The 26364-nt window shown below is 34.7% G+C and carries 23 protein-coding genes; 15 read left to right on the forward strand and 8 right to left on the reverse strand.

Annotated elements, in window-relative coordinates:
• Window positions 1-435: 435 nt before the first annotated feature.
• The 5 genes from D0T49_RS07225 to D0T49_RS07245 form a co-directional block, all read right to left on the reverse strand.
• Window positions 436-1377, reverse strand: a complete 942-nt coding sequence (locus D0T49_RS07225; protein WP_163629932.1) for a PriCT-2 domain-containing protein — start codon at window positions 1375-1377, stop codon at window positions 436-438.
• Window positions 1378-1472: 95 nt separating this feature from the next.
• Window positions 1473-1928, reverse strand: a complete 456-nt coding sequence (locus D0T49_RS07230) for a DUF6291 domain-containing protein (RefSeq protein WP_163629933.1) — start codon at window positions 1926-1928, stop codon at window positions 1473-1475.
• 11 nt (window positions 1929-1939) lie between these two features.
• Window positions 1940-2458, reverse strand: coding sequence for an AlpA family transcriptional regulator (locus D0T49_RS07235; protein ID WP_203583442.1), 519 nt, complete (start codon window positions 2456-2458; stop codon window positions 1940-1942).
• 336 nt (window positions 2459-2794) lie between these two features.
• Complete coding sequence (locus D0T49_RS07240; protein ID WP_203583443.1) at window positions 2795-4078, reverse strand: site-specific integrase; 1284 nt, start codon at window positions 4076-4078, stop codon at window positions 2795-2797.
• Window positions 4079-4243: 165 nt separating this feature from the next.
• Window positions 4244-4705, reverse strand: coding sequence for a JAB domain-containing protein (locus tag D0T49_RS07245; protein ID WP_163629934.1), 462 nt, complete (start codon window positions 4703-4705; stop codon window positions 4244-4246).
• 158 nt (window positions 4706-4863) lie between these two features.
• Between D0T49_RS07245 and D0T49_RS07250 the strand changes: the two genes are divergently transcribed.
• The 8 genes from D0T49_RS07250 (at window position 4864) to D0T49_RS07285 (ending at window position 12085) form a co-directional block, all read left to right on the forward strand.
• Complete coding sequence (locus D0T49_RS07250; protein WP_163629935.1) at window positions 4864-5688, forward strand: KilA-N domain-containing protein; 825 nt, start codon at window positions 4864-4866, stop codon at window positions 5686-5688.
• 365 nt (window positions 5689-6053) lie between these two features.
• On the forward strand, window positions 6054-7052 hold the full coding sequence (locus D0T49_RS07255; protein ID WP_163629936.1) for a hypothetical protein: 999 nt from the start codon (window positions 6054-6056) through the stop codon (window positions 7050-7052).
• Between the two features lie 113 nt (window positions 7053-7165).
• Window positions 7166-7528 (forward strand): AlpA family transcriptional regulator, encoded by a 363-nt coding sequence (locus D0T49_RS07260; RefSeq protein ID WP_163629937.1) that lies wholly within the window; start codon window positions 7166-7168, stop codon window positions 7526-7528.
• 1 nt (window position 7529) lies between these two features.
• Window positions 7530-8912, forward strand: coding sequence for a DUF3987 domain-containing protein (locus tag D0T49_RS07265; protein ID WP_163629938.1), 1383 nt, complete (start codon window positions 7530-7532; stop codon window positions 8910-8912).
• Between the two features lie 225 nt (window positions 8913-9137).
• Window positions 9138-10142 (forward strand): DUF6371 domain-containing protein, encoded by a 1005-nt coding sequence (locus D0T49_RS07270; protein WP_163629939.1) that lies wholly within the window; start codon window positions 9138-9140, stop codon window positions 10140-10142.
• Between the two features lie 95 nt (window positions 10143-10237).
• Window positions 10238-10582, forward strand: a complete 345-nt coding sequence (gene mobC, locus D0T49_RS07275) for a plasmid mobilization relaxosome protein MobC (RefSeq protein WP_239057028.1) — start codon at window positions 10238-10240, stop codon at window positions 10580-10582.
• Window positions 10579-11481 carry a relaxase/mobilization nuclease domain-containing protein gene (locus tag D0T49_RS07280; protein WP_163629940.1) on the forward strand — a complete coding sequence of 301 codons (903 nt, stop codon included), beginning with the start codon at window positions 10579-10581 and terminating at the stop codon, window positions 11479-11481. The genes mobC and D0T49_RS07280 overlap by 4 nt, the downstream gene beginning before the upstream one ends.
• A 13-nt stretch (window positions 11482-11494) precedes the next feature.
• Window positions 11495-12085, forward strand: a complete 591-nt coding sequence (locus D0T49_RS07285; protein ID WP_163629941.1) for a hypothetical protein — start codon at window positions 11495-11497, stop codon at window positions 12083-12085.
• A 68-nt stretch (window positions 12086-12153) separates the two neighbouring features.
• Here D0T49_RS07285 and D0T49_RS07290 read toward each other — a convergent pair whose 3' ends face one another.
• Window positions 12154-12711, reverse strand: coding sequence for a hypothetical protein (locus tag D0T49_RS07290; protein WP_163629942.1), 558 nt, complete (start codon window positions 12709-12711; stop codon window positions 12154-12156).
• 12 nt (window positions 12712-12723) lie between these two features.
• Window positions 12724-13134 (reverse strand): hypothetical protein, encoded by a 411-nt coding sequence (locus D0T49_RS07295; RefSeq protein ID WP_163629943.1) that lies wholly within the window; start codon window positions 13132-13134, stop codon window positions 12724-12726.
• A gap of 380 nt (window positions 13135-13514) precedes the next feature.
• On the opposite strand from D0T49_RS07295, the gene D0T49_RS07300 reads away from it, so the two are divergent.
• Genes D0T49_RS07300 through D0T49_RS07330 form a run of 7 tightly spaced genes read left to right on the forward strand, consistent with a single transcriptional unit; the run spans window position 13515 to window position 24764 of the window.
• Entirely contained in the window at window positions 13515-13724 is a 210-nt protein-coding gene (locus tag D0T49_RS07300) for a helix-turn-helix transcriptional regulator (RefSeq protein ID WP_163629953.1), read from the forward strand.
• A 4-nt stretch (window positions 13725-13728) separates the two neighbouring features.
• Window positions 13729-16629, forward strand: a complete 2901-nt coding sequence (locus tag D0T49_RS07305; protein WP_163629944.1) for an SNF2-related protein — start codon at window positions 13729-13731, stop codon at window positions 16627-16629.
• Window positions 16630-16640: 11 nt separating this feature from the next.
• Window positions 16641-18404, forward strand: coding sequence for a DUF262 domain-containing protein (locus D0T49_RS07310; RefSeq protein WP_163629945.1), 1764 nt, complete (start codon window positions 16641-16643; stop codon window positions 18402-18404).
• 31 nt (window positions 18405-18435) lie between these two features.
• The gene (locus D0T49_RS07315; RefSeq protein WP_163629946.1) at window positions 18436-20196 is read left to right on the forward strand and encodes a site-specific DNA-methyltransferase; all 1761 of its coding nucleotides are present in this window, start codon (window positions 18436-18438) and stop codon (window positions 20194-20196) included.
• 11 nt (window positions 20197-20207) lie between these two features.
• Window positions 20208-21509, forward strand: coding sequence for an AAA family ATPase (locus D0T49_RS07320; RefSeq protein WP_163629947.1), 1302 nt, complete (start codon window positions 20208-20210; stop codon window positions 21507-21509).
• Window positions 21499-22074 carry a hypothetical protein gene (locus D0T49_RS07325; RefSeq protein WP_163629948.1) on the forward strand — a complete coding sequence of 192 codons (576 nt, stop codon included), beginning with the start codon at window positions 21499-21501 and terminating at the stop codon, window positions 22072-22074. Before D0T49_RS07320 ends, D0T49_RS07325 begins: the two co-directional genes overlap by 11 nt.
• A complete protein-coding gene (locus D0T49_RS07330) occupies window positions 22071-24764 on the forward strand; it encodes a DEAD/DEAH box helicase (RefSeq protein ID WP_163629949.1) in 2694 nt (897 codons plus the stop codon). The genes D0T49_RS07325 and D0T49_RS07330 overlap by 4 nt, the downstream gene beginning before the upstream one ends.
• Window positions 24765-25052: 288 nt before the next feature.
• Here the strand turns inward: D0T49_RS07330 and D0T49_RS07335 are convergent, their stop codons facing one another.
• Entirely contained in the window at window positions 25053-26216 is a 1164-nt protein-coding gene (locus D0T49_RS07335) for a phage integrase SAM-like domain-containing protein (RefSeq protein WP_163629950.1), read from the reverse strand.
• Window positions 26217-26364: the final 148 nt, after the last annotated feature.

The raw sequence follows: 26364 nt of genomic DNA on the forward strand, positions 1-26364 counted from the left end.
CCATTTTTCAGTATGTGTCATTTGCTTCCATTTTTATATATTAAATTTTAGTTTTGTGTTATCAAAATTTTCCTTCTCCGAATCCTATTTTTATTCGTTAAGAACTATACAATACGTTTGAGAAATTAAATGACTTTTCGTTAACGCTGTCCAAAAATGAGATAACATACTGGAATACAGCGAAAAAGGGTTATTTATGTTAAAATATGTAAAAGTTAAAAATAATTAAATCTGTTTTGACATAAACATAATTTACTGAATTACAGTAGATTGTAATTTTCTCACTGAGGCTTGATTTTGCAGTATTTAGGGACTGTTTATGGAGATTTTCAATTATTCCTACTTTATCTCATGCGAATAAGTCAAAAAGAAAGGAGATATTTCTATTGTTAGAAATACCCCCTACTTAATAAAATCTGTGTGACAGTTACCTTTTTACCATTTTATACCATGTTTTTTGCAGATATAAAAGAATGTTGCAATCGTTACTCCTGATTTGCTTTTATATTTTAAACATTTATTATACTGAGTATCACACTCAGGTTCTCCAAAGCCTTCATACATTCTGCTTATCATATGAAACCAATGTCTTCCATACTCTCCAAATTCATGAGCTAAAGCGCAACCTATTTTGAACCAATGCTCATATTTCTCTGTGATGTCAATTTTATGTTCACAAATAATATCAACTGCCCTTTTAACCTTTTGGTATATCTGTGCTTTTTCGGCAACTGTTCTTATAATATGAGCAGATTTGTCTTTTGTTTCCATTTGATATTGAAATGGAATAGGATTTGGATTATAATAAGGATTCTCATCATAACTTACTACCCGTAAACTAGCAGGACTCTTAACAAGAGTATCAACATTCAACCCAAATTTTCTTCTTAGATAGTATGCAATAGCATCAAAGTGTTGCTTGTGATATTCTGGATTTGATATTCTTAAAATAAGAAATATTCCTTCGCCTCCAAGAGATAGACCGGCATAGTATAAACTTGGACAATGTTGTCCTATTATATGCTTAGACTTTTCTAAATCAATATCTCGATTATCTTTAGAATCAATATCAATACAAATTAGCTGTGAATGAGAGATTAGTAACGATTCTTTTCTTTCAGAAAATGTGCCACTCGGAGTGACGCAGACAAGATTTTGCTTAATTCTTTTCTGCTCCTTTTCGTCATTACTTTTTCTATAAGCTTCAACTTCATCCTTAAATTTTTTTGTTAATAAAAACTTTCGTAACGGACCACATTTTTGGGGTATTGTCGAAAAACAATTTTCAAATAACGAAACTATTGGCTCTTCAAAATTATTAAAGATTCCGCTACCTTCTTCTTCATTTAGATTGTCATTTGCATTTTCTTTTTTCATATTCTTTATCATTTAAGACGCACTTTGTCTTTTTTAAATCATTTATAATTAATTGATTAATATTAATTTCTAATTCAATATCAGACCATAACTGATTAATCTTGCAATACATCACTATCAATATTATCAATTAAAGAGTCGATGTTTTTCTCTAATTCATTGTCTGAGATGGAGTTTTGAAAATTAACCTTATTTTCTTTCTTAGGTAATTTAATTTGTTCCATTCCTTCACCCTCAAAGAGCTCAGAAGAGTCTTTTTTGTTTTGGTTGTTTTTCACCCTTTGTCTATAGAAATACTTTTTATGATTCGCGTCAATATTTGGAATTGCCATTCTTAAGATAGACAATACGGCCGGAGGTAGGTCTTCTGGGGATTTTCGACAAAGTGCATATTGAGCAATAGCTTCATAGGCAATGAGTTTTTTCTTTCCTTTTAATGTTTTTATCGCCTCATAATAAGAACGATAAAATACAAAGCTATCACGTTCTATATTGAGAATATCCGCTTCCTGTTCTATGTTCTCTGTTATGTTTTTTTTATTTGTATTCATCTTTTTGTTGTTTAATTGTTTGTAAATAAATTTTCTGTTGTTGTTTGACCGTCTGTCTCATACTTTGCAAGTTTACTTTCTAATTCCTGTATTTGAGACTTATAGTCATAAATTATACCACAAAATGCTCCGAACAAATTCCGTAGTGATTTGTACGATTGTAGTTTTTGTTGAGAAGGACTCTTATTGTGATGTCGACCTTCTTTATTCCCCCTGTGATTCAGGGAAAACTCCTCATTAGTTTCAATACGATTGGATTGCAACCATTTGTCGATTTCATCCGACTTGAAGAATACTTTTCGTCCTCCATGTGCTGGTTTATGAAAAGGTATTTTCCTCTCATGGATTAACTTGTAAATCGTTGCCTTTTTGTAACCAGTTAGTTTTGATACTTCTTCAATATCAATAATTTCAGACTGATTATTACTTCCTTGTGATGATGATTGCTGAAACACACCTTCGATAACCTCTTTCATTTGGCTTATCGTCAGATGTACTAACAACATATCATCATGAATTTTTTTATTCATGACAACTTGTTTTAAGCATCAACAGAATTTGACATAGCAAATCCCATCTCTGCAATCAATAAAATATAATTACTGAAAAAGCGATTAATCTCAAAACGATATTAATCTAAAAGGAGATTAGTACACGGCAAACATAACCGCTCGTGCTACTTTGATTTGTGAAAGTTGGGGGAGAGGACACAACATAATTTTAATGTCTGTCTCTTTGTGGGAGGTTAAGCTGGATTATTGAGTAATGAATAACCACTTGTTAACCTGAGCCAAAACCCGAGACAAAGGTAAGAATTAACACCGACATTGGCAAAATTAATTGAATAAATAAATTCACATCGAATCTTAATACAAAACCTTTGCAGCTTCATCTATAACAGTCGTGTCAAAGCTATCCAAATAAGTATTAGTTGTTTTCATATCGGAATGTCCTAACATTTGAGAAATTTGTTCTCGTGCTACATCGTTACGCTGTAACATCATTGCCATTGTATGACGGCTTACATAGGTTGTTAACTTAATATCTGTTATTTCCAATTCTTTGGCTAAGTCAGACAAATAGTTATTGTATTTTTTATACCTAAATCGAATGTGATTATATAGCTTTTCCCCTGTATAGCCACCAATAGAAACTATCGGCACAATAAAATCATCTACGGTTGGACTATTTTCTTTGAGGGTGTTTAATAACGATTGTATTTCTTTTGTTATTTTAATTTTGATAGGCTTTATACTTTTTTGATGTTGAATTTTATGCCTTTTATAAACAATATACTCTCCGCTGTTAAGTTTTACAATATTGCTTTTTGTCAAATATGCCATGTCGATAAATGATATTCCATAACAATAATATGACAATATAAATAGATTACGTGCATATTCTCGCTGCGGATTTTTTGATGGAGTATTTCTAATTTTCTCCAAGTACTCAACGGGGAGATAGCGTTTTTCAGTTTCTTCTTCCAATTTTGCTATTTGAAAACCACCTTTCCCGAAAGGATACGTTTTGTCCGTCGCCTCTTTGTCTTGAATGGCTTTGTTTAAAATGCTCCTTAACGCCTTGAAGTAATATTTTCGTGTATTTCCTTTGCAGTTTCTCTTTTGCAGAAAAACATCAAATCCTTTGACAAACTTTATATCAATTTCTGAAAATACTCTTTTGTCAAGCTTGTTATCATAATGTTCAAGCATCTTTAATGTTGAGGCATAGCAATTTGCATTACCTATATGACCTGTTTCTCGCAAAATATTAATATGATTTTCCATATAGGCTTTTATCTTCCCTTGTTTTTCTTTGTTAAGAAAAGCATCAGCAAATTGATTTAGTGTCCAATCTATCCGTTCTCGCTTGAAATTATCTATTATTTCCTGTGCTTGTACTCTGTAAGAACTAAGCAGATAATTGTATTGTTTGCGTTGCTCGTTTTCTTCTTTTTGCTTTTTATCCCTTACATTTTTGAGAATGACAAAACATTCATTATCGGCATCCCAATATTCATCATTGGCGAATATTTTTAAAGAAAAATACCTACGCTGCCTCTCTTTGCATATTCGTAAACGAATAGCAAATAAACCTTGCGCATTAGCAGTATCATTTCTTTTTATAAAATTTATCACCTTTAAATTCAATTTGATTGTAGAAATACACGAAATCGAATGCTGAAATACATGAAATCAAAATAAATCAAACTTAATCAAAGATAACAATCTGTATTTCAGGCAAATATAATAAATATTTATTCATAATACGAATAAGGGAAAAATAATTCTTCTTGGCTTTATGGGAGTGGAGATTTACAATTTGCCTTCATCTGCATAGCTATAATAAGATTCAGAGGATAAAACAATATGGTCTAAAAGTTGTAATCCTAACATAGAACATCCTTCTTTAATTCTTCGTGTTATCATATCATCCGAACCACTTGTGTTTAGATTGCCAGACGGGTGGTTGTGGCATAAAGCTATGACAGACGCATTCCCTTTTAATGCTATTTGAAAGATAATCTTGTTATCTACAACAGTTTCAAAGTGTCCACCTTGACTTATTTTAGAAACTCCTAAACAACGATTTGCACGATTTAACAGCATGATATAAAATTCTTCGTGATGTTCCATACAGTCAGAAAAGAATGGGCGAAATGTTTCTTCTAACTGGGTAGAAGATTTTATTTGTGGCATTTCCGATGGTTTGAGCGGGTTTTTGTATTGGACTGTTATTTCCGTTACTCGGTTGTAGGTGGATAAAGTTGTTTGCATTGGTAATGTTTTTATAGAACTATTACGAACACAGGGTTTACTATTCTAATTCTGCTACTTGTTTGTACTATGTTTGAAAGTTCGCTAATTAGGTTGGCGGTCATTCTCATAAATTCGTAAATTTCCTTATATTTGCAATTCAGAGAAATCAATAAAATATGGCTAAATCAACGTCTAAAATAATTGTCTCAAATACAGAAATCACAGTTACTCAGTTAGACAATGAAGATTATATCTCTTTGACTGATATGGCTGGCTATAAAGATAATTTAGAAGCTCGAATCGTTGTTTCTAATTGGATGAGCACCCATTACACAGTCGATTTTCTGGCTGTTTGGGAACAAGTTAACAACCCGAATTTTAACCGTATGGGATTCCATACGGTTAGAAATGGAGAGGGGCGATTATTTTTAACCCCAAAACGTTGGGTAGAAATGACAAATGCAATAGGAATATTTTCAAAATCGGGGCGTTATGGTGGTGGTATTTTTGCTCATAAAGATATTGCTTTTGAGTTCGGCACTTGGTTGTCTGCCGAATTCAAGTATTTTCTTATACGAGAATTTCAACGGTTAAAAGACGATGAAAACAATCGTCTGAAATTAGAATGGAATTTACAACGTACATTAGCTAAAGTAAATTACCACATACATACCGATGCCATTAAGGAAAATTTGATACCCCAGAAAATCACTTCGAAACAGGCAAGTTTTGTTTATGCAAACGAAGCTGATTTGTTGAATGTTGCTCTTTTCGGTACTACAGCAAAAGAATGGAGAGAAACAAATCCCGACAAGAATGGAAATCTCAGAGATTATGCAACGTTAGAGCAATTAGTTGTTTTGAGTAATATGGAAAGTATAAACGCATTACTTATTCGTCAAGGATTACCACAAAATGAAAGACTCATTGAACTGAATAAAGTTGCTATTACTCAAATGAAATCCTTACTTGAAAGTAATTCAATGAAGAAACTAAAATAAGTGGTGAAGAAGACGAACTGGAACTAAACAAGAGATTTTATATTGAGTTATTACTGGAACACAAATGGAACACACCTAATCAAAATAGATAAAACTTAATAAAACTAACTTTTTGATTATTAACGTATTTAGTCAATAGATAAAAGACAATATTAATAGATAAAAGGCTAAGAATATCTCTGGGGGGCGTGTGGTCGCAGGTTCAAATCCTGTCATCCCGACGGCTAATTATCAGAGACTTACAAGAGATTGTAAGTCTTTTTTTATGCCTGCGTGACGGATTCGTGACGGATTTTGGGTTTGATTTTGCTTGTATTTTGACCTATCTTTGCAATGAAAATATAACAAAGATTAACTAAATTAAGATGTTTACAACAAAGCAAAAACTGGAATTGTGTGGAGTGAAGTATTATTTGGATGACTTTCCAGAGTTGTTCGACTATGAAGAGTATAAAGTAAGGATCATAGATCCTCACTTGAAAAAACTACCTCTCTTGAACGAATATGCCGAACACTTATTTGACTATGGGAAACATTCGTACTGTGAAAAACGACAAATACCCATAGGTCATAAGGATTTTATTTATTGCTATAATTTAGTAAAAGAATATAAGCTGCTGTTGGATGATGATATTGTTCCTAAAATATCAATCCCCGGATCTGACAATAGTCAGAAGCGAAAAGAAAAGAAAGATCATATTACTCATGAAAATTATAAAAAGATATTGATGTATGGTCTGGAAGAAGAAATGAAGCGATATAATCTAAATCGTATAGCCAAATCTGTAGAAGAAATTAGTTGTGATTTTAATGAGAAAGAAACAGTAGAATGGTTAAGACAGAAATTGTTAGTAATAGAAGGAAAATACTGGGACTATCCAAAAGAAAAAATAGCCGAAAAATTGGTGTATGACCATATTGTAGAATATACCCATGCCTTTGATTTTACTCCTGATTATATTAGTTTTCTTATGAAAAGGATGGAGGAATTAGATGAGGAATATAAGCTCATTAAAGCGGAAAGAGGACGCCCTTCGGCGACTTTAGAACGTGAATGTATTGAACGTTTATATTTACTTTTAACAATAGATGCTCGAATTGCTGAAATTAATGGTTTCAAAGATCTACTAAAGAAAAGTTCCATCATTGTCGATGATGTTATTTTTGCATTCATTTATGACTTTCTTAAATACTTTCATGTCTATGATACTAATGTAGATGAAAACAATACAACCACAAAATCAGATCTGATAAAAGCGTTATTTAATTCAAAGAAACACGTATCAAGCGAAGGATTTTGTTATGAATCTGCCATCAAAAGCATATATGCAGCTATATTGTGTACCAAAGCGAAGATGCGATAAAAGAGATAAATATGAAAAAGAAAAATAGGGGGTATTTTAATTCCCTCAATACATAATAGAACTTTAATTTCTTTGCCAGATATTTGCATCGAATTATTCCTAATAAATGCAATATGAAACAAAGAACAATCGAAGAACTCAAAGGAAAACCCTTATTTACTTTGAGTGTAGATGAATTTATTTCTCTACAAGAAACAATAAGGAACGAGAGTCTGAGTAGCACAATCCAATTCCCCGAAATCATGTCAATCGACATGGCAGCACAATTTACAGGCTATAAGAAAAGTACACTCTACCGTAAAACAAGCGATCATACAATACCATTTTTCCGGCAAGGAGCTCGAGGTGGTCGAGTTTTGTTCAGGAAATCGGAACTTGAAGAATGGTTACTATCCAATAAGCAGGAGACCGTTAAGGAACATATCGAGAGGTTAGAAGCCGAATTAAAGAATAAAGGAAGAAGGAAAATTTCTTGATATGGAATCAAATAAAATCACAGCAGAAGGCATTATTGATGATGCACTTCAATGCAGAGAGAAACTATACGGATCGGAGTTTCCAATCCATGCATTACCCAAACAGCTACGAGAGATTATTCATACCACAAGCGAACGACTTAATTATCCACCAGATTATATTGCGATGGCTCTCTGTTATGTCATTTCAACTTTGACAGGAAATACCCATGTTGCCAAGTTGAAAGAAGGATGGAGTGAGCGATGTATCCTCTATCTGGCTTTTCTCGGTCGTCCGGGAACGAATAAATCACACCCTTTATATTTTGCGTTGCGACCATTGCTAGATTCTGATGCCAATAATGCGCTAAAATTCAAGAAAGAATACAAGGAATATGAAGAAATCCTTTCTTATTCCCGGAAAGAACGTGAAGAAAGAGGACTTGATTTGCCAGAAGAGCCCACGTTAAATAAGTTTGTTGTATCTGACATTACCCCGGAATCGTTAGCTTTCCTACACGAAAACAATAAACGAGGTATATGTTTATATTCTGATGAATTAGCTTCGTGGTTTAAGAATTTCAATCGTTACTCCAAAGGTTCAGAAGAACAGTTTTGGCTCTCCGTATTTTCCTGTAAACCGATCATATTAGATAGACGTGGAGCGAAAAACTCAGTTTCAGTAAAACATTCCTTCATCAATGTAATTGGCACCATTCAACATGGAGTATTAAAGGAACTGGCAAAAGGAGAGCGTAGTCAAAACGGTTTTTTAGATAGAATCCTTTTTGTCATACCAAGCAACCTTGAAAAACGCTATTGGAGCGAAGATGAGTTGTCAACTCATGTAATCCCATACTGGAACAGTCTTGTTCAGAAACTAATTGATATCGATTTTGTAACGGACGAAACGGGCGATCCAGTCCCACGAGAACTAAGTTTCAAGCCGGATGCAAAGAAGAAGATCTACGAGTGGCAACGAACAAACACCGACCAGTGCAACCAAGAAAAAGACGAGATTATGATGGGTATATACTCCAAAATGGAAATATATGCTATCCGTTTCTGTCTGATATTACAAATGGCACGTTGGCTGTGTGGAGAAGCTGACAAAGATTATATTGACTTGAAAAGCGTAGAAGGAGCTATTGAGATGATCGAATACTTCAAGAGAACTGCAAGAAAAGTCCAGTATATTATCAGCTCCTCCGATCTTCTGGAGAAAATGGACATGGAGAAACAAAAACTCTATGATGCCTTACCGTATGAATTCGCTACCAAAGACGGTATAAGAGTTGCTGCCAGCCTTTCTATTCCTGAAAATACATTCAAGAAAATAGTGGGAAAATGGAATGGCAATCTACTAGAGAATTTTAAATACGGATACTATCGAAAACTGTACTAGTGGCACACTGTCAACTCTGTCAATTCTAACAGCTATCACATTGATAATCAATGAATAAACTGTGCTAAATTTTGAAATTCCGAGTACACACTTTCGGCTTTTTTCGTTGAAGTGTGCATCCAAAAATCGAGTTTTTAGGCACACTTTTCAGGGGATAACTAACTGATAATCAACGGTGATTTTGCCAGTGTGTACAAAGTTGACAGTGTGCCAAAGGAGGGAAAAATGAATTATCGATTTCACTTAGAAAAATACAAAACTCCGAGTTCAAGACATACTTGTCCGGCATGTGGACAGAAGCGAATTTTCGTCCGCTATGTTGATTCGGAAGAGTCTATTAAGTTCCCTAAATATGTTGGCAGATGTAATAGGGAGCAGAAATGCGGTTATCATTATACACCCAAACAATACTTCATCGATAACCCGACAGAAAAAGAAGAGTGGGATGCTTTCCCTATTCTTCAAAAACAAGTTAGAGAGACCGTAGAGCCGGATTATTTAGATCAGGCTTTGCTAAACAAAAGCTTAAAGCATTATGATACAAATAATCTATTTCTATTCTTTCAATCTAAGTTCGGTTGTGGTGTATCAGAACTACTATTCAAGAAGTATCAAGTTGGGACAGCCAATCATTGGAATGGATCAACCGTATTCTGGCAAATCGATCAACAAGATAGGATTCGTACAGGGAAAATCATGCTATATGATCCACAGACTGGAAAAAGAGTTAAGAAACCTCACAGTCATATCACTTGGGTACATTCGTTGCTAAAGCAGGAGAATTATCAATTGAAACAATGTTTTTTCGGGGAACATTTATTGAAAGAGAACAAGACCTCTCCCATAGCCATAGTTGAAAGTGAGAAAACAGCAATGATCGCTTCAATTTACATCCCACAGTATGTATGGATTGCTACCGGAGGGAAAAACGGTTGTCTGAACCAAGATAATATGCTTATTCTGAAAAACCGCAAAGTTGTTTTATTCCCGGATTTGGGCGCAAAGGATTATTGGAATATCAAAAGTGAACAAATGTCGGATCTTGGTATTGAAGTAATCGTTTCCGATTATTTGGAGAAAAATGCTTCTAAAGAACAAATCGAAGAAGGCTATGACATAGCAGATTTCCTGATAAAAAGTTGTCCTCGAAAAAGTGTTCTTCAACAAATGGTAGAGAAAAATCCAATGCTCAACTTGCTTATTGAGACTTTTGAACTAAAGGCAGTTTGATTGATGTTTAATCTAATTCTTTCAATAAGCAAGTTTATGTTTCGGGTACCCGAAACTCTACAATCCCGATGGTCTCACAAATAATTACAGTAAAAATGAAAGAAAAAAATATCGGACGGCCTACAAAAAAGGCTCACGAGAAAAGGAAATACCAAGTTAATATAAAGTTTATGACAACGGAATACTACACGCTAAAAGGAAAAGCAAAAGAAGCTGCTCTTTCCCAAACTGATTATGTACGTGCCTGTATTCTGGATAGCAATGTCATTCAACGCATGACGCCGGAAGCTAACGAGTTGATCCGAAAGCTTTGTGGAATGGCAAACAATCTAAATCAAGTTGCTAAGAAAGCTAATCAAGCCGGGTATAATGAGATCCGACAAGAATACCTCTATCTGGCAGAAAGTATAGATAGCATTATTAAGACAATGAGAGGATGATAGCAAAAATAGTATTAGGGAGCAGCTTTAGCCGTGTTGTCGATTATATGCTAGACAAAGAAAAGAGTGCTGAGATTGTAGATAGCAATGGTGTTCGGACAAGAGATAAAGATAGTATTATTGATAGCTTCCTGACTCAACAAGAAATGAACCCTAAAATAAAATGTCCGGTTTATCATATCTCACTTGATTTTTCATCGCAGGATAAAGACAAGTTATCCAATGAACGAATGGCTGAGATTGCCAGAGAGTACATGAAGAAGATGAATATAACAAATACTCAATATGTTATTATACGGCATTATGACAAAGAACACCCTCATATCCATTTATGTATAAACCGGATCAATAATGAGGGCAAACTGATCTCTGACAAGAATGACCGATACAGAAGTGAGAAGACCTGCAAGGAGCTTACTCTAAAGAATGACCTCTATTATGCCAAAGGAAAGGAACGAGTTAAAACGCATCGGCTAAAAGAGCCTGATAGGACGAAATATCAAATATATGATGCGCTTAAACAAGCCATGCCAAAATCGAGTAACTGGTCCGATCTCCAATCGGAACTCACCCGAAAAGATATTGAACTTTCCTTTAAGTACAAAGGGAAAACGAATGAGATACAGGGAGTTGTTTTTAGTAAGAACGGTTTTTCTTTTAGCGGATCTAAGGTTGATCGGAGTTTTAGTTACTCAAAAATCAATCAAGTTTTTACAGGAGAAGAAAAAATCTCATATTCAGCAGAAAGAGACTCCAACTTCATGGAGCGATCAACAGGCAAGACCTCTCCTCTGCAAACTATTATAGAAGCTCCTTTGGGTATTCTGGGAGCAATGGGAGCTTCTGCCGGAAGCTCTGACAATGAAGATCGGAAACGAAAAAGAAATCGTAGTTATTAAAAATCATAACAGTATGGCAAAAAATGATATTGCAGTTATTAGTGAAATGTTTGAGGAATTCAAACAAACATTAAATGAGATCTCTTCTAAAGTGGATGCAATGCATAATGAGGATGAAGCGAATCAGCCGGATCCGGAATATATGTGTCTTATCGAAAGGAGCAAAGAGACCGGTAATAAAGTTGATGATCTGTTCCATTTTATTAGACATGAGGTAAAGGAATGCCAAGGAGAAGTGGAAAAACGAATTAAGGAGCAAACGACAAAACTTGTCGGCTCTCTAAAGGAAACAGAGGAAGCTCTTCGAAAACTCTCTTTGGTAAAGGATACATTTGCAATTAGTTTCAAATCAATCAAAACTCTGACAATTCTGCTTTCGACAATTGTACTATTATTATGTTCCATTCATACGAACATATCTCAATACAAGGAAAAATATCTTTTGCAAGATAGCGATTTGAAGTACAGGTATATTAAACTTCAAAACGGTATTTCAGAAAAAGAACTTCTTGAACTTGAAGATCTTTTCAATGATAGTAAAAATACTGATTTGCTCAAAAAACTAAAAAACAGTATTGAAGAAAGAGAGAAAAAGATCAAATAGGATCACTCGTCGGGACGGGTGCTCCCGCCCCTTGCCGTTTGGCGATCCCCGAGCGATGAGTATTTGTCTTATTTTCCTCTTATGAATTCATGGATTTTTTGTCCATCCGGTGAAAAGATAAAAGTAGCATCCAGTTCTTGCCGGGAGGAGAGTTTCGAGTTCTGGAAGGACAATTTGCATTTTACGCTTTTGGCAATTAGTTCATTTTTATCTCTTCCTGCGTAACGATCTAGATAGTCCGGTCGCCATGATTTGATTTTCTCCAAAGTTGATTTGGCGTTATCTAACTTTTCTGTAGATTCAGCCAGAAGCATTTTATGAACAATATCACTTTTCTTCTTTTCGTGTTTGTCAACAGATTGTTGCCAATGGTCAACACTCTTTTGAGCGAATCTTAGTTTTTTCTCATATTCTTCCTGATACTGTTTTTCAAGAATGGCAATACTGTCAGAAACGAAAATTTCGAAAACCTCAGATTCGATAAACTTAATTTTCAAGTCAGTGCGAATTCCAGATTTTGAATCCGTTTCCAAATAATCAATAATGTTTTTTTCTAAAACCGAGTTTTGTGAATGACATCCATTTAGCACTAAAATGGAAATGACAAATAGCAAGATCTTTCTCATGTGATTTTTGTTTTATGTTGTTTGTAGCTGATTTGATAGCTGTATAATATCCTCTGCAAAGGATATTTGCTCTTTGCTGTAGTTGTCAAAATGAAAGATTCTGATTTCTTCCTTTTCGATACCCGGAAGAGGTATTGCCCTGAGCGAATCCTCCATTTGGAGGAAGACTTGAAAATCGTGGAATAAGCTCCACAACTCATCCATTTTCACTATTCCTAAAGAAGATGTATCTACAGTTTCTTCTTTATCAGCTTTATATGCGTAGTATATGCTGATAAAGTGATGATAGGGTATATCTATTTGTTCATCAGTTTTGACTAGCCAAAGATCCAGAAAGTGATTGGGGATAGAATCTAATATTGCATCGGGATTTTGCCTTACGAAAGCGTAAGTTTCTTGATAGACAGGATTTTCAAATTTCATTTTTTGTCAGTTTTGCACATTCACAAAACCACAAAAAGAAGACGTGGTACTCACCAAGTCCGAAACGGAGGTACTGGTATACCTGACAATCGAAACAAGGCAAGCCCACGCCTATACGGCATGAGCATTGCACAGTTTCCCCGATTGTCATTGAAAGTTACCAGTTTTCCGTTTCGAGGTATTGCGAACGCTATGTTAATATGTCTTTGCGGAACGAATCCGCTTGTTTTCTGGGAACAAAGATAGAGATTTTGTTCAAGAGAAGGATAAAACTAAATGAAATATTCTCAAAATGAATAGAGTAGTTATAGAAAGATGGAAATATATAACGTTTTAATTACTATATTTGCAATCAAAAATCTTGTATGTTTTCATCCAAAATGAAGGAAATGGAACTTAATCGGATCAAAGAAGTCCTTGATGAAAGAGGTATCAAACAGACGTGGCTTGCCGAAAAGCTCGGCAAAAGCTTTAATACGATAAATGCTTATGCTGGCAATAGGAAACAGCCTAGCTTGGAAGTATTGTTCGAGATAGCAAAAATCCTTCAAGTAGACGTAAAGGATCTGATAGATAATAAAGGGAAATAATCATATGAATATTACTCCATATCATGCAAAATATTTTGCTTATGAGCTAACTCGGCAATTACCAGCAAATGACATAGGCAAATTTACTGCGTCTTTACAGGATGCTCAAGTTGATTTGAACCCACACCAAGTGGAAGCTGCTTTATTTGCATTTCAATCTCCTTTGTCTAACGGAGCAATTCTTGCAGACGAAGTTGGTTTGGGTAAAACCATTGAGGCAGGAATAATTTTATCTCAGCAATGGGCTGAACGTAAAAGGAAGTTACTGATTATTTGTCCTGCCAACTTGCGTAAACAATGGAATCAAGAGTTGCTGGATAAATTTTTCTTACCGTCTGTTATATTGGAATCCAAATCTTTTAATCAAAGTATTAAAAATGGCAGTATAAATCCGTTTAATGTGGATGAAGCTATAGTTATTTGTTCTTTCCAATTCGCAAAAGCTAAAGAGTTTTATGTTGAAACCACAGCTTGGGATTTAGTAGTCATAGATGAAGCACACAGGTTGAGAAATGTTTATAAACCAGCGAATAGGACAGCTAACACGCTAAAAAATATTTTATGGAATAGGAAAAAGGTTTTATTGACAGCAACTCCGTTACAAAATACTATTTTAGAATTATTTGGATTAGTCAGTATCATTGACAATTATGTGTTTGGAGATTTGAAAAGTTTTAAAAGTCGATTTAATCACCAATTAAATGGTGATGATTTTAGAGAGTTGAGAAACAGATTGAAACCCGTTTGTAAACGAACATTACGTAGACAAGTTTTAGAATATATCAATTATACTGAACGGAAAGCAATTTGCCAAGAATTTTATCCTTCTCAACCAGAACAAAAACTATATGATTTGGTTTCTGAGTATCTTCGACGTCCGAAGTTATATGCTTTGCCTAATAGCCAAAGGCAGTTGATGACATTGATTCTGCGCAAATTATTAGCTTCTTCTACTTTTGCTATATTTGGAACGTTTGATACTATGATTGCTCGTTTGGAAGCTCTTGTAGGCACAAATGCAGAGAAAAATCTGAGTGAAATCGAAATCGATTTTGAAACATTCGAAGAAATTGAAGAGGAATGGAATGATGACGATGAAAGCGATGTTTTAAATGATAGCGGTTTGTCAGATGAAGACATAGCTGCGATAAGAAGAGAAATCGAAGAACTTAAGCAGTTTAGAAATTTAGCTAAAGATATTCAAAAAAACTCAAAAGCAGAACAGTTGCTTACAGCTCTTGAACAAGCTTTTGGTAAATTGAATGAATTAGGAGCTAACCAAAAAGCGCTAATTTTCACAGAATCGAGGCGAACGCAAGATTTTTTACTAAAATTATTGGAACAGCATGGCTATGAAGAAAAAATTGTGCTTTTCAACGGAGTAAACAATGACGATAAATCTAAAATAATTTATAAAAACTGGCTTGAGGAGTATAAAAACACTGATAAAATAACAGGTTCTCCAACTGCTGATAAACGAGCAGCTTTAGTTGATTATTTCAAGAAAGAGGCCACGATTATGATTGCTACAGAAGCAGCTGCAGAAGGTGTAAATCTTCAATTTTGTTCATTGGTTGTTAATTACGATTTACCTTGGAATCCACAACGTATCGAGCAGCGTATTGGTCGCTGCCACCGTTACGGACAGAAGCATGATGTAGTTGTTGTAAACTTCTTAAACAAAGCTAATGCTGCTGATATCCGTGTTTATCAGCTCCTATCTCAAAAGTTTCAGCTGTTTGATGGCGTTTTTGGCGCTAGCGATGAAGTGTTGGGTGCTATTGGAACTGGAGTTGATTTTGAAAAACGGATAGCTCAAATATATGATAGTTGTAGAACACCTGAGGATATACAAAATGCTTTTGATAAGTTGCAAGATGAGTTACAATCGGAAATAACAGATAGCATGATGCAAGCCCGTTCCACATTGTTAGAGAATTTTGATGAAGAAGTTCGAGAAAAACTGAGAATCGATTATAATAAGTCAAAAGAGTATTTATCGGCTTATGAAGAAAAGCTCTGGAATACAACCCGCTTTTATTTAAATGATTATGCGAATTTTTCTGATACGGACTATTCTTTCACGTTGAATAAAAACCCTTTCCCGAGCGAAAACATCCATTCGGGACCCTATATGATTCTAAAGCCAGATGAAGGGAAACGAAAATCAGAAGTATTTGTTCCTGACGACACAAATATTTATCGCTCTGGTCATAAATTGGCTCAACGCATTCTTAATGAATGCAAAGAACTTGAAACGCCCGTTGTTGAAGTTACATTTGATTATAATAATACCCCGACAAAAATAACTTTGTTGGAGTCTTTTATCGGAAAGTCGGGTTGGATGAAAATAGACCGATTATCCATTCAATCTTTTGAAACAGAAGATTATCTTCCTATAGCTTGCGTTTCGGATGATAACCAGGTTATTGATGCAGAACTCGCCAAGCGTATATTTTCTTTACATGCAACAACGGGAAATAGTTGCTATATCCCTATGGAATGGAATGAACGATTATCCAAACAATTGGCGATCCAACAACAAAAGATTATAGGCGAAAATATCAAACGAAATCAAACGTTTTTCGATACTGAAATGGATAAACTTGATCAATGGGCGGATGATATGAAAATCGGTTTGGAAAAAGAGATTAGGGACTTGGATGCGGAAATAAAACTGAAAAAATCAGAAGCCAAGAAAATGACCGATTTGGAAGAAAAAGTAAAAGCGCAACGAGTAATTAAAGAACTGGAAAAAAAACGTGCTCAGAAACGCCAAACGCTTTTTGCTGCTCAAGATGATATCGATGAAAAAAAAGAAAATCTATTGAGCGACATAGAAAAACGTTTGAAGCAAAGTATAGAAAGTAAAGAATTATTTACGATTAGATGGACAATTGTTTAAGCAAGTAAGATATGCCAACGAATAACGTACTAAATAGAAACTTTGAAGAGTTATTTTCCGCTATTGTAAGATATGAAATACCATTCTTTCAGCGTGGATATGCATGGGAGCAACGGCAATGGAAAAAACTGTTTGATGATATTGACAATGAGATTTTTGAATCGGTAGAAGATAACAACTTCGAAAATGCAGAGCATTTCTTTGGCCCAATCGTCGTTTTAGAAAAAATTAGTCAACACCCGTCATTAAAGCGATTTCTTATAATTGACGGACAACAACGTATAACAACTATATATTTATTGTTGTCAATAATTAGAAAACTCTTACTTGCTAAGACTCATTTATCAACTAGTGCTCAAGCATATATAGAAAAATTAGATTCATGGTTGATTAACAATTTGAATGATGAAGACGAATATCTAAAATTGAAAGTGTTTAGCACAAAAGGAGATCGTCTTCCCACATTCAAAGCATTGTTCGACAGAAATCCAAACTCAATTCATTTGTCCGAAGATCAACTATTATATGATCAAAACACCAACAAAGTTGATGAATTCATAAAATTTGCAAATAAGAAGATCAAAACTTATGATGTGCCTCAATTATGGCAATTGACTCAAGCGATCATAAAATCTTTGAAAATAGTTTGGATTCCACTTGATGAAAAAAAAGATGATGCCCAAGCTATATTTGAAAGCTTGAACGATGCCGGAATGCCTCTATCAGCCTCGGAGTTGTTATGTAATTACATATTTAAACCTTTAACTAATGATGCGACAAACGAACACGAACGACTACATAATGAAAAATGGCTAAAAGCAAGACGAGAAGTTGGCGAAAATAATTTTGAAGAATATCTAAGAAATCTTTTTTCTATTGGGGAGAAAAAAAGAATAGGTAAAGAGCGTAGAATGTATGTCCATTTTAAAATTAAGAACCTACGAATCAATGCTGATACGGCAAAAGCAACATTGGACAAAATTTTAAGTTACACAACGGTATATAATAATATTTCAAAACCTATTATGTGTCCGCATGGAAATGAAAAAATAAAACGCCTGCTAATTAAGATTTTTGACACAAACATGTCTTCTATCAACCCATTTCTAATGTCTCTCTTAAAGGCATTTCACAATGGAGCACTAACAGAAGCGGAAACGATCAATGTGCTTCATGAAACATTTGTATTGCTTGTACGTAGAAAAGTAACAAAACTTCCTGTAACTAAGTATGATACATTTTTCCCTTCTTTATTAGATAAGATTATTAACGAGCCAGATAAAAAGAAAGCATTTCATACTCAAGTACAAACAGAACAACTTTGGGTGTCGGATCAAGAATTTGAATTAGCCTTCCAAACAAAAGAAATATATAACTCCAGGGAGTTAAATTTTTCCCGCTTAATTCTCCAAGAAATAGACCGAAGTATGCAGCAATTTGGTGAACTGCCTGACTATAGTACAATAAACACAATTGAACATATTTTACCGCAAACGCTCAATGATCATTGGACTGTTTATCTAGGAGAAGATGCGCTCAATATTAACTTACCTGTAATAATAAACACACTTGGCAATTTAAGCTTAAATAGTCCACCTGCAAATAGCTCTTTCGGGCAAAAGCCTTTTGCTCAGAAGCAAAAGGAATATACTGATTCCAGTGCTCTGGCAAGAGATGTGAAAGCAAGACAAGAACCTTGGAATATTGTTGCGATTGAAAAACGGAGTAAAGATTTAGCCCGAAAAGCAATAAAGATTTGGAGTTGGAGTATGTAATTTTAAATGATATAGAAAACAGAATAACATAATGACAAAAAATAATCTTCAAAAACTCGAACTCACTTGGATTGGCAAAGGCGAAGAACCGAAGCTGGAACCGCGTATTCTGATAGAAAATCCCGAATACAGCTATGGCGACCCCGAAAGCGAAAATATACTCATTCATGGCGATAACCTCTTAGCATTAAAAGCACTTGAACAAGATTTTGCAGGAAAAGTAAAGTGCATTTATATTGACCCACCATTTAATACAGGCTCAAGGATTGATGCAGATGGAAATGAGGTGGGTTATGATGATGGCATAGAGCATTCAACTTGGTTGAGTATGATGTTTCAACGTATCACTATTTTACATAGGCTATTAGAGCCGACTGGTGCAATTTTCATTCATTTAGATGACAACGAGGCGGATTATTGTAAAGTAATTCTAGACCAAATTTTTGGACGTAATAATTTTATGAATAAAATCACTATCGATGCTCGTTCTCCTTCTGCTTTTAGCACTGTAAATCCAGGTATGTTTGTTGCTTCTGAGTATATTTTGTATTATGCAAAAAACAGAAGTAAATTAGTTGAGAATCCTATTAGGATTGCTCGTGCGCCAGATTATGCCTATAATAAGTTTATTTTAAACTATAATGAAAATTACAACAAATGGAAATTTATTAGTGTTTCAAATGCATTTGCAGAGATGATTTCATTGCGTTCTAACAATCCTGAAAATATAATAAAGCAATATAATAAATTTATAATTGACAATTCATATAGAATTTGTAGATATACAGCAATTAGTGATTCAGGCGCAGGTCAAAAAATTATAGAACTAAAAAATAAGTCCTTAGAAAATCGAGAGCAAATATTTAAACTTGAAAGAAGTGGATTAGATGATGTTTATGTCATGAATGGTCAACAAATTTCATTTTACTCTAAAAATATATCTGTGATTGACAATGAAGAGCAAGCGACTATGCCTTTGACTGACATATGGACAGATATTGCATGGGAAGGGATTGCAAAAGAAGGTAATGTAACTTTTAAAAAAGGTAAGAAACCAGAAAAATTAATTCGTCGTTGTTTGTCACTAATAACTAATGAGGGTGATTTGGTATTAGATTCCTTTTTAGGCTCTGGTACAACCACTGCCGTTGCGCAAAAGATGAACCGTCGTTGGATTGGGATAGAATTGGGTGATCATGCTGTTACGCATTGCTATCCTCGTATGAAAGCAGTGGTGGATGGCGAACAAGGTGGAATCAGTAAAGCAGTAAACTGGAAAGGTGGCGGTGGTTTCAAGTTTTACGAGCTTGCTCCGAGTTTGCTCAATAAAGACAAATTCGACAATTGGATTATAAGTCCGCAGTATAATCCAGCCATGCTTACTGCGGCAATGGCAAAGCAAGAGGGTTTTGTTTTTCAACCGCACGAATCCATTTATTGGAAACAAGGACGTTCCAGCGAACAGGATTTCATTTTTACCACTACGCAATTTCTCACAGTTGAAGTTTTAGACAACATACATGATGAAATGCAGCCGGACGAAAGTTTACTTATTTGTTGCAAAGCATTTCAGAAAGAATGCAAGAAGAAATATCCGAATATTACGATTAAGAAAATTCCTCAAATGCTTCTTGGACGTTGCGAATTTGGTAAAGACGATTACAGCCTTAATATTGTAAATTTGCCATCAGAAGAGCCCGATGAAGATTGGGATGATTTTGATGGAACGGACATTTCATCACAAGAAATGAAGACCCAAGAAGAAAATAATCAGCAACTAGATCTATTTTAAAACAAAATACAATGGCAACAATAGAAATCAGAAATATAGGTCCGATAGAGGATACAGGAAAATTCGACCTTAATACAGTCAATGTTTTTATGGGCCCGCAAAGCAGCGGAAAAAGTACCATCGCGAAGATAATCAGCTTTTGTACTTGGGTTGAAAAAGATGTGGCAACTAACCAATCTTTAAAGAAATATCGAGACAATGAGACTTTACTTAAAGATCATATTGAAGTCTTCCATAAAATAAAAGGCTATTTTAGGGCCGATAGTTTTTTTTCATACAAAAGTGATATTGTTGAAATAAAATGGGAAAATGAAAAAGGTTCACTGAATTGGGTAGACCAATATGCTTATAAGCGAAGTAAAATATCCTATATTCCGGCGGAACGGAATATGGTTATTCTACCGGAGGCACGGAAAGTTACATTTGAAGAGACAAATGTGAGAAGTTTCTTATTTGATTGGTTTGATGCCCGAAAAAAATATACCCAAGACGAGAAATTGTCAATATTAGATTTGGAAGTGGATTATTATTACTCAGAAGGAAATGACGAGGACCATATTGTAGGTACGAGTAAAAATGTAGAATATGATATTCTTTTATCTAATGCCTCAAGTGGATTACAATCAATAACCCCATTAGTACTTATGATTGACTATCTGACTTTTTGGATATATAAGGAAGACAAAACGTCATTTGAGCAAGAAGAGAAAAAACGCAAAGTTGATTATTTGTTGACTATTGAAAAAATTATAAAACCATATTTTGGAAAAGAACCACTAAACACAACAGAGGCAAACGAATTATTAAATAAATTCAATGACAAACTCAAAGAAAATGATCTGAAGGCTCACAAATTATCAAAAGAGTTGAATAGATTGCGGGATAGCCTATTTACAACAAAAAATGTTCAATATATAATCGAAGAACCTGAGCAAAATTTATTCCCCGAAACACAACGGAATCTGATTTATTCTTTATTGGAAAAAGGGTTGAATAGAGAAGGTAATAGATTGACAATAACCACTCACAGTCCTTATGTGCTTTATGCGCTGAACAACTGCATGATGGGAGGATTGGTTAATAGTCAAATAACAAACGAAGATAAAAAGGATGAATTTTTAGGTAATGAATTTCTCTCTGAAAAATCATGGATTAATCCACAATCAGTTTCTATTTGGGAAATTGAAGATGGAAAAATTCGTAATATCCAAGATAAAGATAATATTATTTCAGAAAATTATTTTGATAAAAAAATGACGGAATTAACGGATGAATATTATCAAATACTAAATTACTACAGGGATGAAGAATGAACTTTTGACTATATTTAGAGATAAAATAGAGCATCAAGGAATTTATAGTGATGAGATTCATATCGTTGATTATACAGAAAGAACAAAGTCAAAAAGAGCAGTTGTTGCACATTGTGTGAAGCCAGTGGATATTGATTCTCTTAAAATTTTAAATCCAACAAAAATTCATCTAACGACATCAATCTTCAAACCTCAATGTTTTATTGATGCTGATGGAAAAGAACTTAAACAATGTGAATGTGTTATTTATCCAACGTCATATGTAAATAATTATTGGATATTATTTGTTGAGATAAAAGATTGTAAACCTAAAAACCTATCTCGATTCAGCCAAGACGTAAAAGACAAGTTTATTGCAAATGTAACGATATTTAGAGACAAAGGAATAATTTCTAAAAACAAAATAGTGTATGCTATTGCTTCTTTTCCGAGAAGAAATAAAACGGATTTTCATAGTCACTTTATAAAAATATCAGAAGTAAAGAAGTTCCTAGACAGTCATAATATAATAATCAAGGGAACGAATAAAATTACTATACAAGATAAACAAATTATTTTATTATGAATCAAGTCGCAAGCAACATAAAACAACGCCTCTCTCTTCGCGAGCCACTACAAGAATCTTTGGATATTGTGGCTCGTTTAGAAGAAGAATTGAGTTTGTCAAAAACGCCTGAAGGCGCGGATGAAGCAGAATTATTTTTGATACAGGAGCTGGAAAAAGTAAAACAATTATATCCAACTTGTACTAACTTTGAGCGGGATTTTCCTTCCATTGCTTTTTCTATTGCGACAGGTGTTGGCAAAACGCGTTTGATGGGTGCTTGCATTACATATTTATATTTGAAAAGAGGGATCAAAAACTTCTTTGTATTAGCTCCCAATCTAACAATTTACGACAAACTAATTGAAGATTTTGGTAATCCTGCTTATCATAAATATGTCTTCAATGGCATTTCGGAGTTTGTACACAATCGCCCTGTGATTATTACAGGTGATAATTATGCTCAACAAGGAAATCTGTTTAGTGAATCTGAAATCCGAATCAATATCTTCAATATTGCCAAATTCAATTCAGACAATAAAGCCACAAAAAAAGGAGGGATGAGCCTTCCTCCGCGGATTAAACGATTATCTGAATATTTGGGTCAATCGTATTGGGAATATCTTTCGGGATTGAACGATTTGGTGATTTTGATGGACGAAGCACACCGTTATCATGCCGATGCCTCTAAAAATGCCATTAACGAATTGAAACCGATTTTAGGGATTGAATTTACCGCAACACCTTTGGACGAAAAAGGAAGATTGTTTAAAAATGTGGTATATGAATACTCCTTGGCTCAAGCTTTAAATGATGGAAAATATGTGAAAAATCCGGCTATTGCCACCCGCAAAAATTTCAAAAAAGATGGAATGAGCGAACGTCAATTGGAAATCGTTAAGTTAGAAGATGCCATAAGTATCCACCAAGACACGAAAAATGAACTGGAAATTTATGCCCTGAATAATCAAGTAAAATTAGTTAAACCTTTTATTTTAGTCGTTTGCAAAGATATAAACCACGCCAAAGAAATTTACGAACTGATAAACTCCGAGGAATTTTATGATGGAGAGTATAAAGGAAAAGTATTGCAAATAGATTCTTCCACTAAAAGAGAGGAAGATGTAGAGAAACAATTTCTTTCGTTAGAGAATCTGGATAACAACATTGAAATAGTTATTCATGTAAATATGCTGAAAGAAGGTTGGGATGTAACCAATCTTTACACCATTGTACCTCTTCGGGCAGCGAATGCGGCAGTGTTAGTTGAACAAACAATTGGTCGAGGGTTACGTCTTCCTTACGAAGGAAAACGAACCGGAGTTGATAAGGTGGATAAACTGACAGTGGTAGCTCATGAAAATTTTGAAGCTGTTATTTTGGCTGCACAAAATCCGAATTCAGTACTAAACAAAATGAGCTTCATTGAGATTCCGGACGAAGACATTAATCAGAAAACAGAGGTCGTAACTTCAATTCCGGTTGTGGAAAAACAATTAGAGCAAACGCAAAAAGCAGTAAGTCAGATCACTAATAGCAATGAAAGACAAAAAGCTCAAAATAATTTAGATGCTAAAAAGGCGGTTGTAAATGCTTTACCTGACTTCAATTCGCTTCCCGAAGTTCGTAAAGTAGATGACTTGAATAAACCCGAAGTTAAACGCAAAGTGATGCGTAAAATTGAGAGTGATCTGTCGAAAGGACAACAAAATCTATTCAAGGCAGATATTCTTAATGAAGTTGCAGCTGTTTACGAAGCAATGGTTGGCGAACTCAAAGAACGAATAATAGAAATTCCTCGCATGGACTTAGTACAAGGTGAAACGACTGTTTCTTTCGATTATTTTGATTTAGATGTTTTAGAATTTAATTTTCAAGCGCTTGAGCAAGAAATTATCCGTTTAGGATTAATGGATAAGCAAGTGGAAACATTACGAGCAAGATCAAGTGGTTCTTATGGAGATCCTATAAAACTTATAATCACACAGCTTATAGATTATCCTGAAATAGATTATGATGACAATGCTGATTTGTTATACCACTTAACCAGTCAAGCCGTAGAGAAAATTAAAGCTCAATTGAAAGAAGAAAAGAAATTATCAGAAACGGTTTTTCAATTCAAGTCTGCAATAGCCGAGAAAATATATAATCAGATGAAAGATCACTTCGAGTTGCATACTCCTGATTATATAGCCCCAAAAGTATTTCCTTTTGTTCGGATTGAACCTTGGAACTTTACGGCTTTAATAAATGCCGGATTCAAAGATTATAGAGATATTATCCAACCTGTTTCTCTTGTCCCAAAATATGTTTTCCGTGGCTTCGAAAAGGCTTGTCATTTGGAGTATAAATTTGACAGCAAAACAGAACAAGATTTGGCTTTTATCCTTGAAAATGATAAGTGTGTTATAAAATGGCTCCGTCCGGCAAGCAATCAGTTCCGCATTTATTGGGATAATAACTCAAAGAAATACGAGCCGGACTTTATTGTTGAAACAGAATCGGTAATTTACATGATAGAGACAAAAGCACGTAAAGATATTGATGCAATAGATGTTCTACAGAAAAAACAAGCTGCCGAAAAGTACTGCCAATATGCTACGGATTATACTTTAAAGCACGGAGGTAAAGAATGGAAGTATCTTCTAATGCCACATGATATTGTTGAGAGGAAGGCTTCTTTTAATTATCTGGCACAATTGTCGAAATAATCCAAGAAGTCTGGTTTTGCAAAATAATCATCAGTCAAAGAGGGAGCAAGCAAAAGATACAGAAATGCACGAATAATTTGTACCGTTAAAAATCTAACATGCTGTATAATAGGCATATTCACTTTTTGCGTGAAAAATGATATATTTGGGAATAAACTGTAACTACTCAGCTCCATAAATTATTTTCAAAATACTCCGCATTGTAAAAACACTACACACAACAAGTGGTCTGACACAAAGCGGGGTGCGAACATTTGTGTTCCCCCGCCAGAGCCAAACCGCTGCCCGTTACAACACACTCACCACTTCATCTATCACTCTATTCCCGAAACTATCCAAATACACTTCAGTCGTTTTCACATCCCCATGACCAAGAACCTGCGATATTTTATCTGTAGCAACATTTTTATTCCTTAGGCGCATAGCCACGGAATGCCGGGAAACATAGGTAGTCAAGTTGAGCTCAATGCCTAATTCTTTACCCAGTTCTTTTAACGCATCATTGTATCGTCCTCGCCTGTTCTTGATATGCTCATATAGTTTTGAATGGCTATAATCTTTCGTAACGGAGGGAGTAAGATAGTCTGCAGTTAAAAGAGTATTATGTTTGAACCAATCTATAAGGGCTTCCAGTTCCGGTGTTATTTTCAGATACAACGGCTTTGTTGAGTTACTATGCCGTAATTTGTAGCGCTTATAGACGAGATATTTATCGTTGTCAATGACATAGATGTTTCTGGTGGATAATAAAGCCATATCAATGTAGCTTATCCCATGGCAATAATAAGAGAACAGGAATAGTCTACGGGCTATCTCTAACCGAATGTTTTCACATGAAGTCTCTTTTACGGCTTCAAGGTTGTTGTCCGACAGATATCGTTTTGCTGTAATTTCAGTAAGTTTGTTTACTTCAAATTTGCCTTTCCCATAAGGATAGAAGCGTTCGTCTGCATCGCCCTCGCTAATAGCTTTGTTGTAGGCTGCTCGTAAGGCTTTATGATAATACTTCCGGGTATTTCCGCAACATCCCTCTCGCTGTACTATTCGCCCTCCTTTTTTGTATTTAGAGATTCTTGGCTTTTGTAAAAACACATCGAAAGCCCTCACGTATTTGAGATTAATCTCACTAAAAATACGCTTATTAAATTCAGAATCGAATATGCAGAGCATATCTAAAGTTCGCTGATAGCATTCTGCATTTCCATCATGACCGGTTGCTTTCAGATCTGAAACTAGCCTTGTGAAGAACTCACTTACATTGGATTGATAGGTTTTATGTAGAAATGTATCTTCAAACTGGGTAAGCGTCCAGTCTATTTTTTGACGGTCGAACTCTTCAACAATATCATGCGCCTGAACTTCTTTTCGATTCAGATATTCGTTATTTTGCGTTCGATCGGGATGTAGGTCTTTAGCTCGCCCGGTTTTGTATCTTTCCTCTATAATTATCATCTTCTCTAAGCAACAAATAGCTTAGAGAAGGTTTCGGTTTTGGCGCAGCACATGACTCCCTCTCCTCATTTTCCTTTAAATGAAGTTCTCTTAGTTAAATACTGACTTTCCTCTGCAAGTTTTAAACTTAGACTTGTTTCCTAAAAAA

The organism is Paludibacter sp. 221 (genome assembly GCF_010501035.1).
Classification (GTDB): domain Bacteria; phylum Bacteroidota; class Bacteroidia; order Bacteroidales; family Paludibacteraceae; genus QVMH01.

Coding starts and splice junctions, on each gene's coding strand:
- D0T49_RS07320 (WP_163629947.1), top strand. CDS start 20,208: ATGGCAACAATAGAAATCAGAAATATAGGTCCGATAGAGGATACAGGA.
- D0T49_RS07260 (WP_163629937.1), top strand. CDS start 7,166: ATGAAACAAAGAACAATCGAAGAACTCAAAGGAAAACCCTTATTTACT.
- D0T49_RS07230 (WP_163629933.1), bottom strand. CDS start 1,928: ATGAATACAAATAAAAAAAACATAACAGAGAACATAGAACAGGAAGCG.
- D0T49_RS07325 (WP_163629948.1), top strand. CDS start 21,499: ATGAAGAATGAACTTTTGACTATATTTAGAGATAAAATAGAGCATCAA.
- D0T49_RS07310 (WP_163629945.1), top strand. CDS start 16,641: ATGCCAACGAATAACGTACTAAATAGAAACTTTGAAGAGTTATTTTCC.
- D0T49_RS07245 (WP_163629934.1), bottom strand. CDS start 4,705: ATGCAAACAACTTTATCCACCTACAACCGAGTAACGGAAATAACAGTC.
- D0T49_RS07255 (WP_163629936.1), top strand. CDS start 6,054: ATGTTTACAACAAAGCAAAAACTGGAATTGTGTGGAGTGAAGTATTAT.
- D0T49_RS07285 (WP_163629941.1), top strand. CDS start 11,495: ATGGCAAAAAATGATATTGCAGTTATTAGTGAAATGTTTGAGGAATTC.
- D0T49_RS07280 (WP_163629940.1), top strand. CDS start 10,579: ATGATAGCAAAAATAGTATTAGGGAGCAGCTTTAGCCGTGTTGTCGAT.
- D0T49_RS07300 (WP_163629953.1), top strand. CDS start 13,515: ATGAAGGAAATGGAACTTAATCGGATCAAAGAAGTCCTTGATGAAAGA.
- D0T49_RS07250 (WP_163629935.1), top strand. CDS start 4,864: ATGGCTAAATCAACGTCTAAAATAATTGTCTCAAATACAGAAATCACA.
- D0T49_RS07295 (WP_163629943.1), bottom strand. CDS start 13,134: ATGAAATTTGAAAATCCTGTCTATCAAGAAACTTACGCTTTCGTAAGG.
- mobC (WP_239057028.1), top strand. CDS start 10,238: ATGAAAGAAAAAAATATCGGACGGCCTACAAAAAAGGCTCACGAGAAA.
- D0T49_RS07270 (WP_163629939.1), top strand. CDS start 9,138: ATGAATTATCGATTTCACTTAGAAAAATACAAAACTCCGAGTTCAAGA.
- D0T49_RS07330 (WP_163629949.1), top strand. CDS start 22,071: ATGAATCAAGTCGCAAGCAACATAAAACAACGCCTCTCTCTTCGCGAG.
- D0T49_RS07225 (WP_163629932.1), bottom strand. CDS start 1,377: ATGAAAAAAGAAAATGCAAATGACAATCTAAATGAAGAAGAAGGTAGC.
- D0T49_RS07335 (WP_163629950.1), bottom strand. CDS start 26,216: ATGATAATTATAGAGGAAAGATACAAAACCGGGCGAGCTAAAGACCTA.
- D0T49_RS07315 (WP_163629946.1), top strand. CDS start 18,436: ATGACAAAAAATAATCTTCAAAAACTCGAACTCACTTGGATTGGCAAA.
- D0T49_RS07265 (WP_163629938.1), top strand. CDS start 7,530: ATGGAATCAAATAAAATCACAGCAGAAGGCATTATTGATGATGCACTT.
- D0T49_RS07235 (WP_203583442.1), bottom strand. CDS start 2,458: ATGAATAAAAAAATTCATGATGATATGTTGTTAGTACATCTGACGATA.
- D0T49_RS07290 (WP_163629942.1), bottom strand. CDS start 12,711: ATGAGAAAGATCTTGCTATTTGTCATTTCCATTTTAGTGCTAAATGGA.
- D0T49_RS07305 (WP_163629944.1), top strand. CDS start 13,729: ATGAATATTACTCCATATCATGCAAAATATTTTGCTTATGAGCTAACT.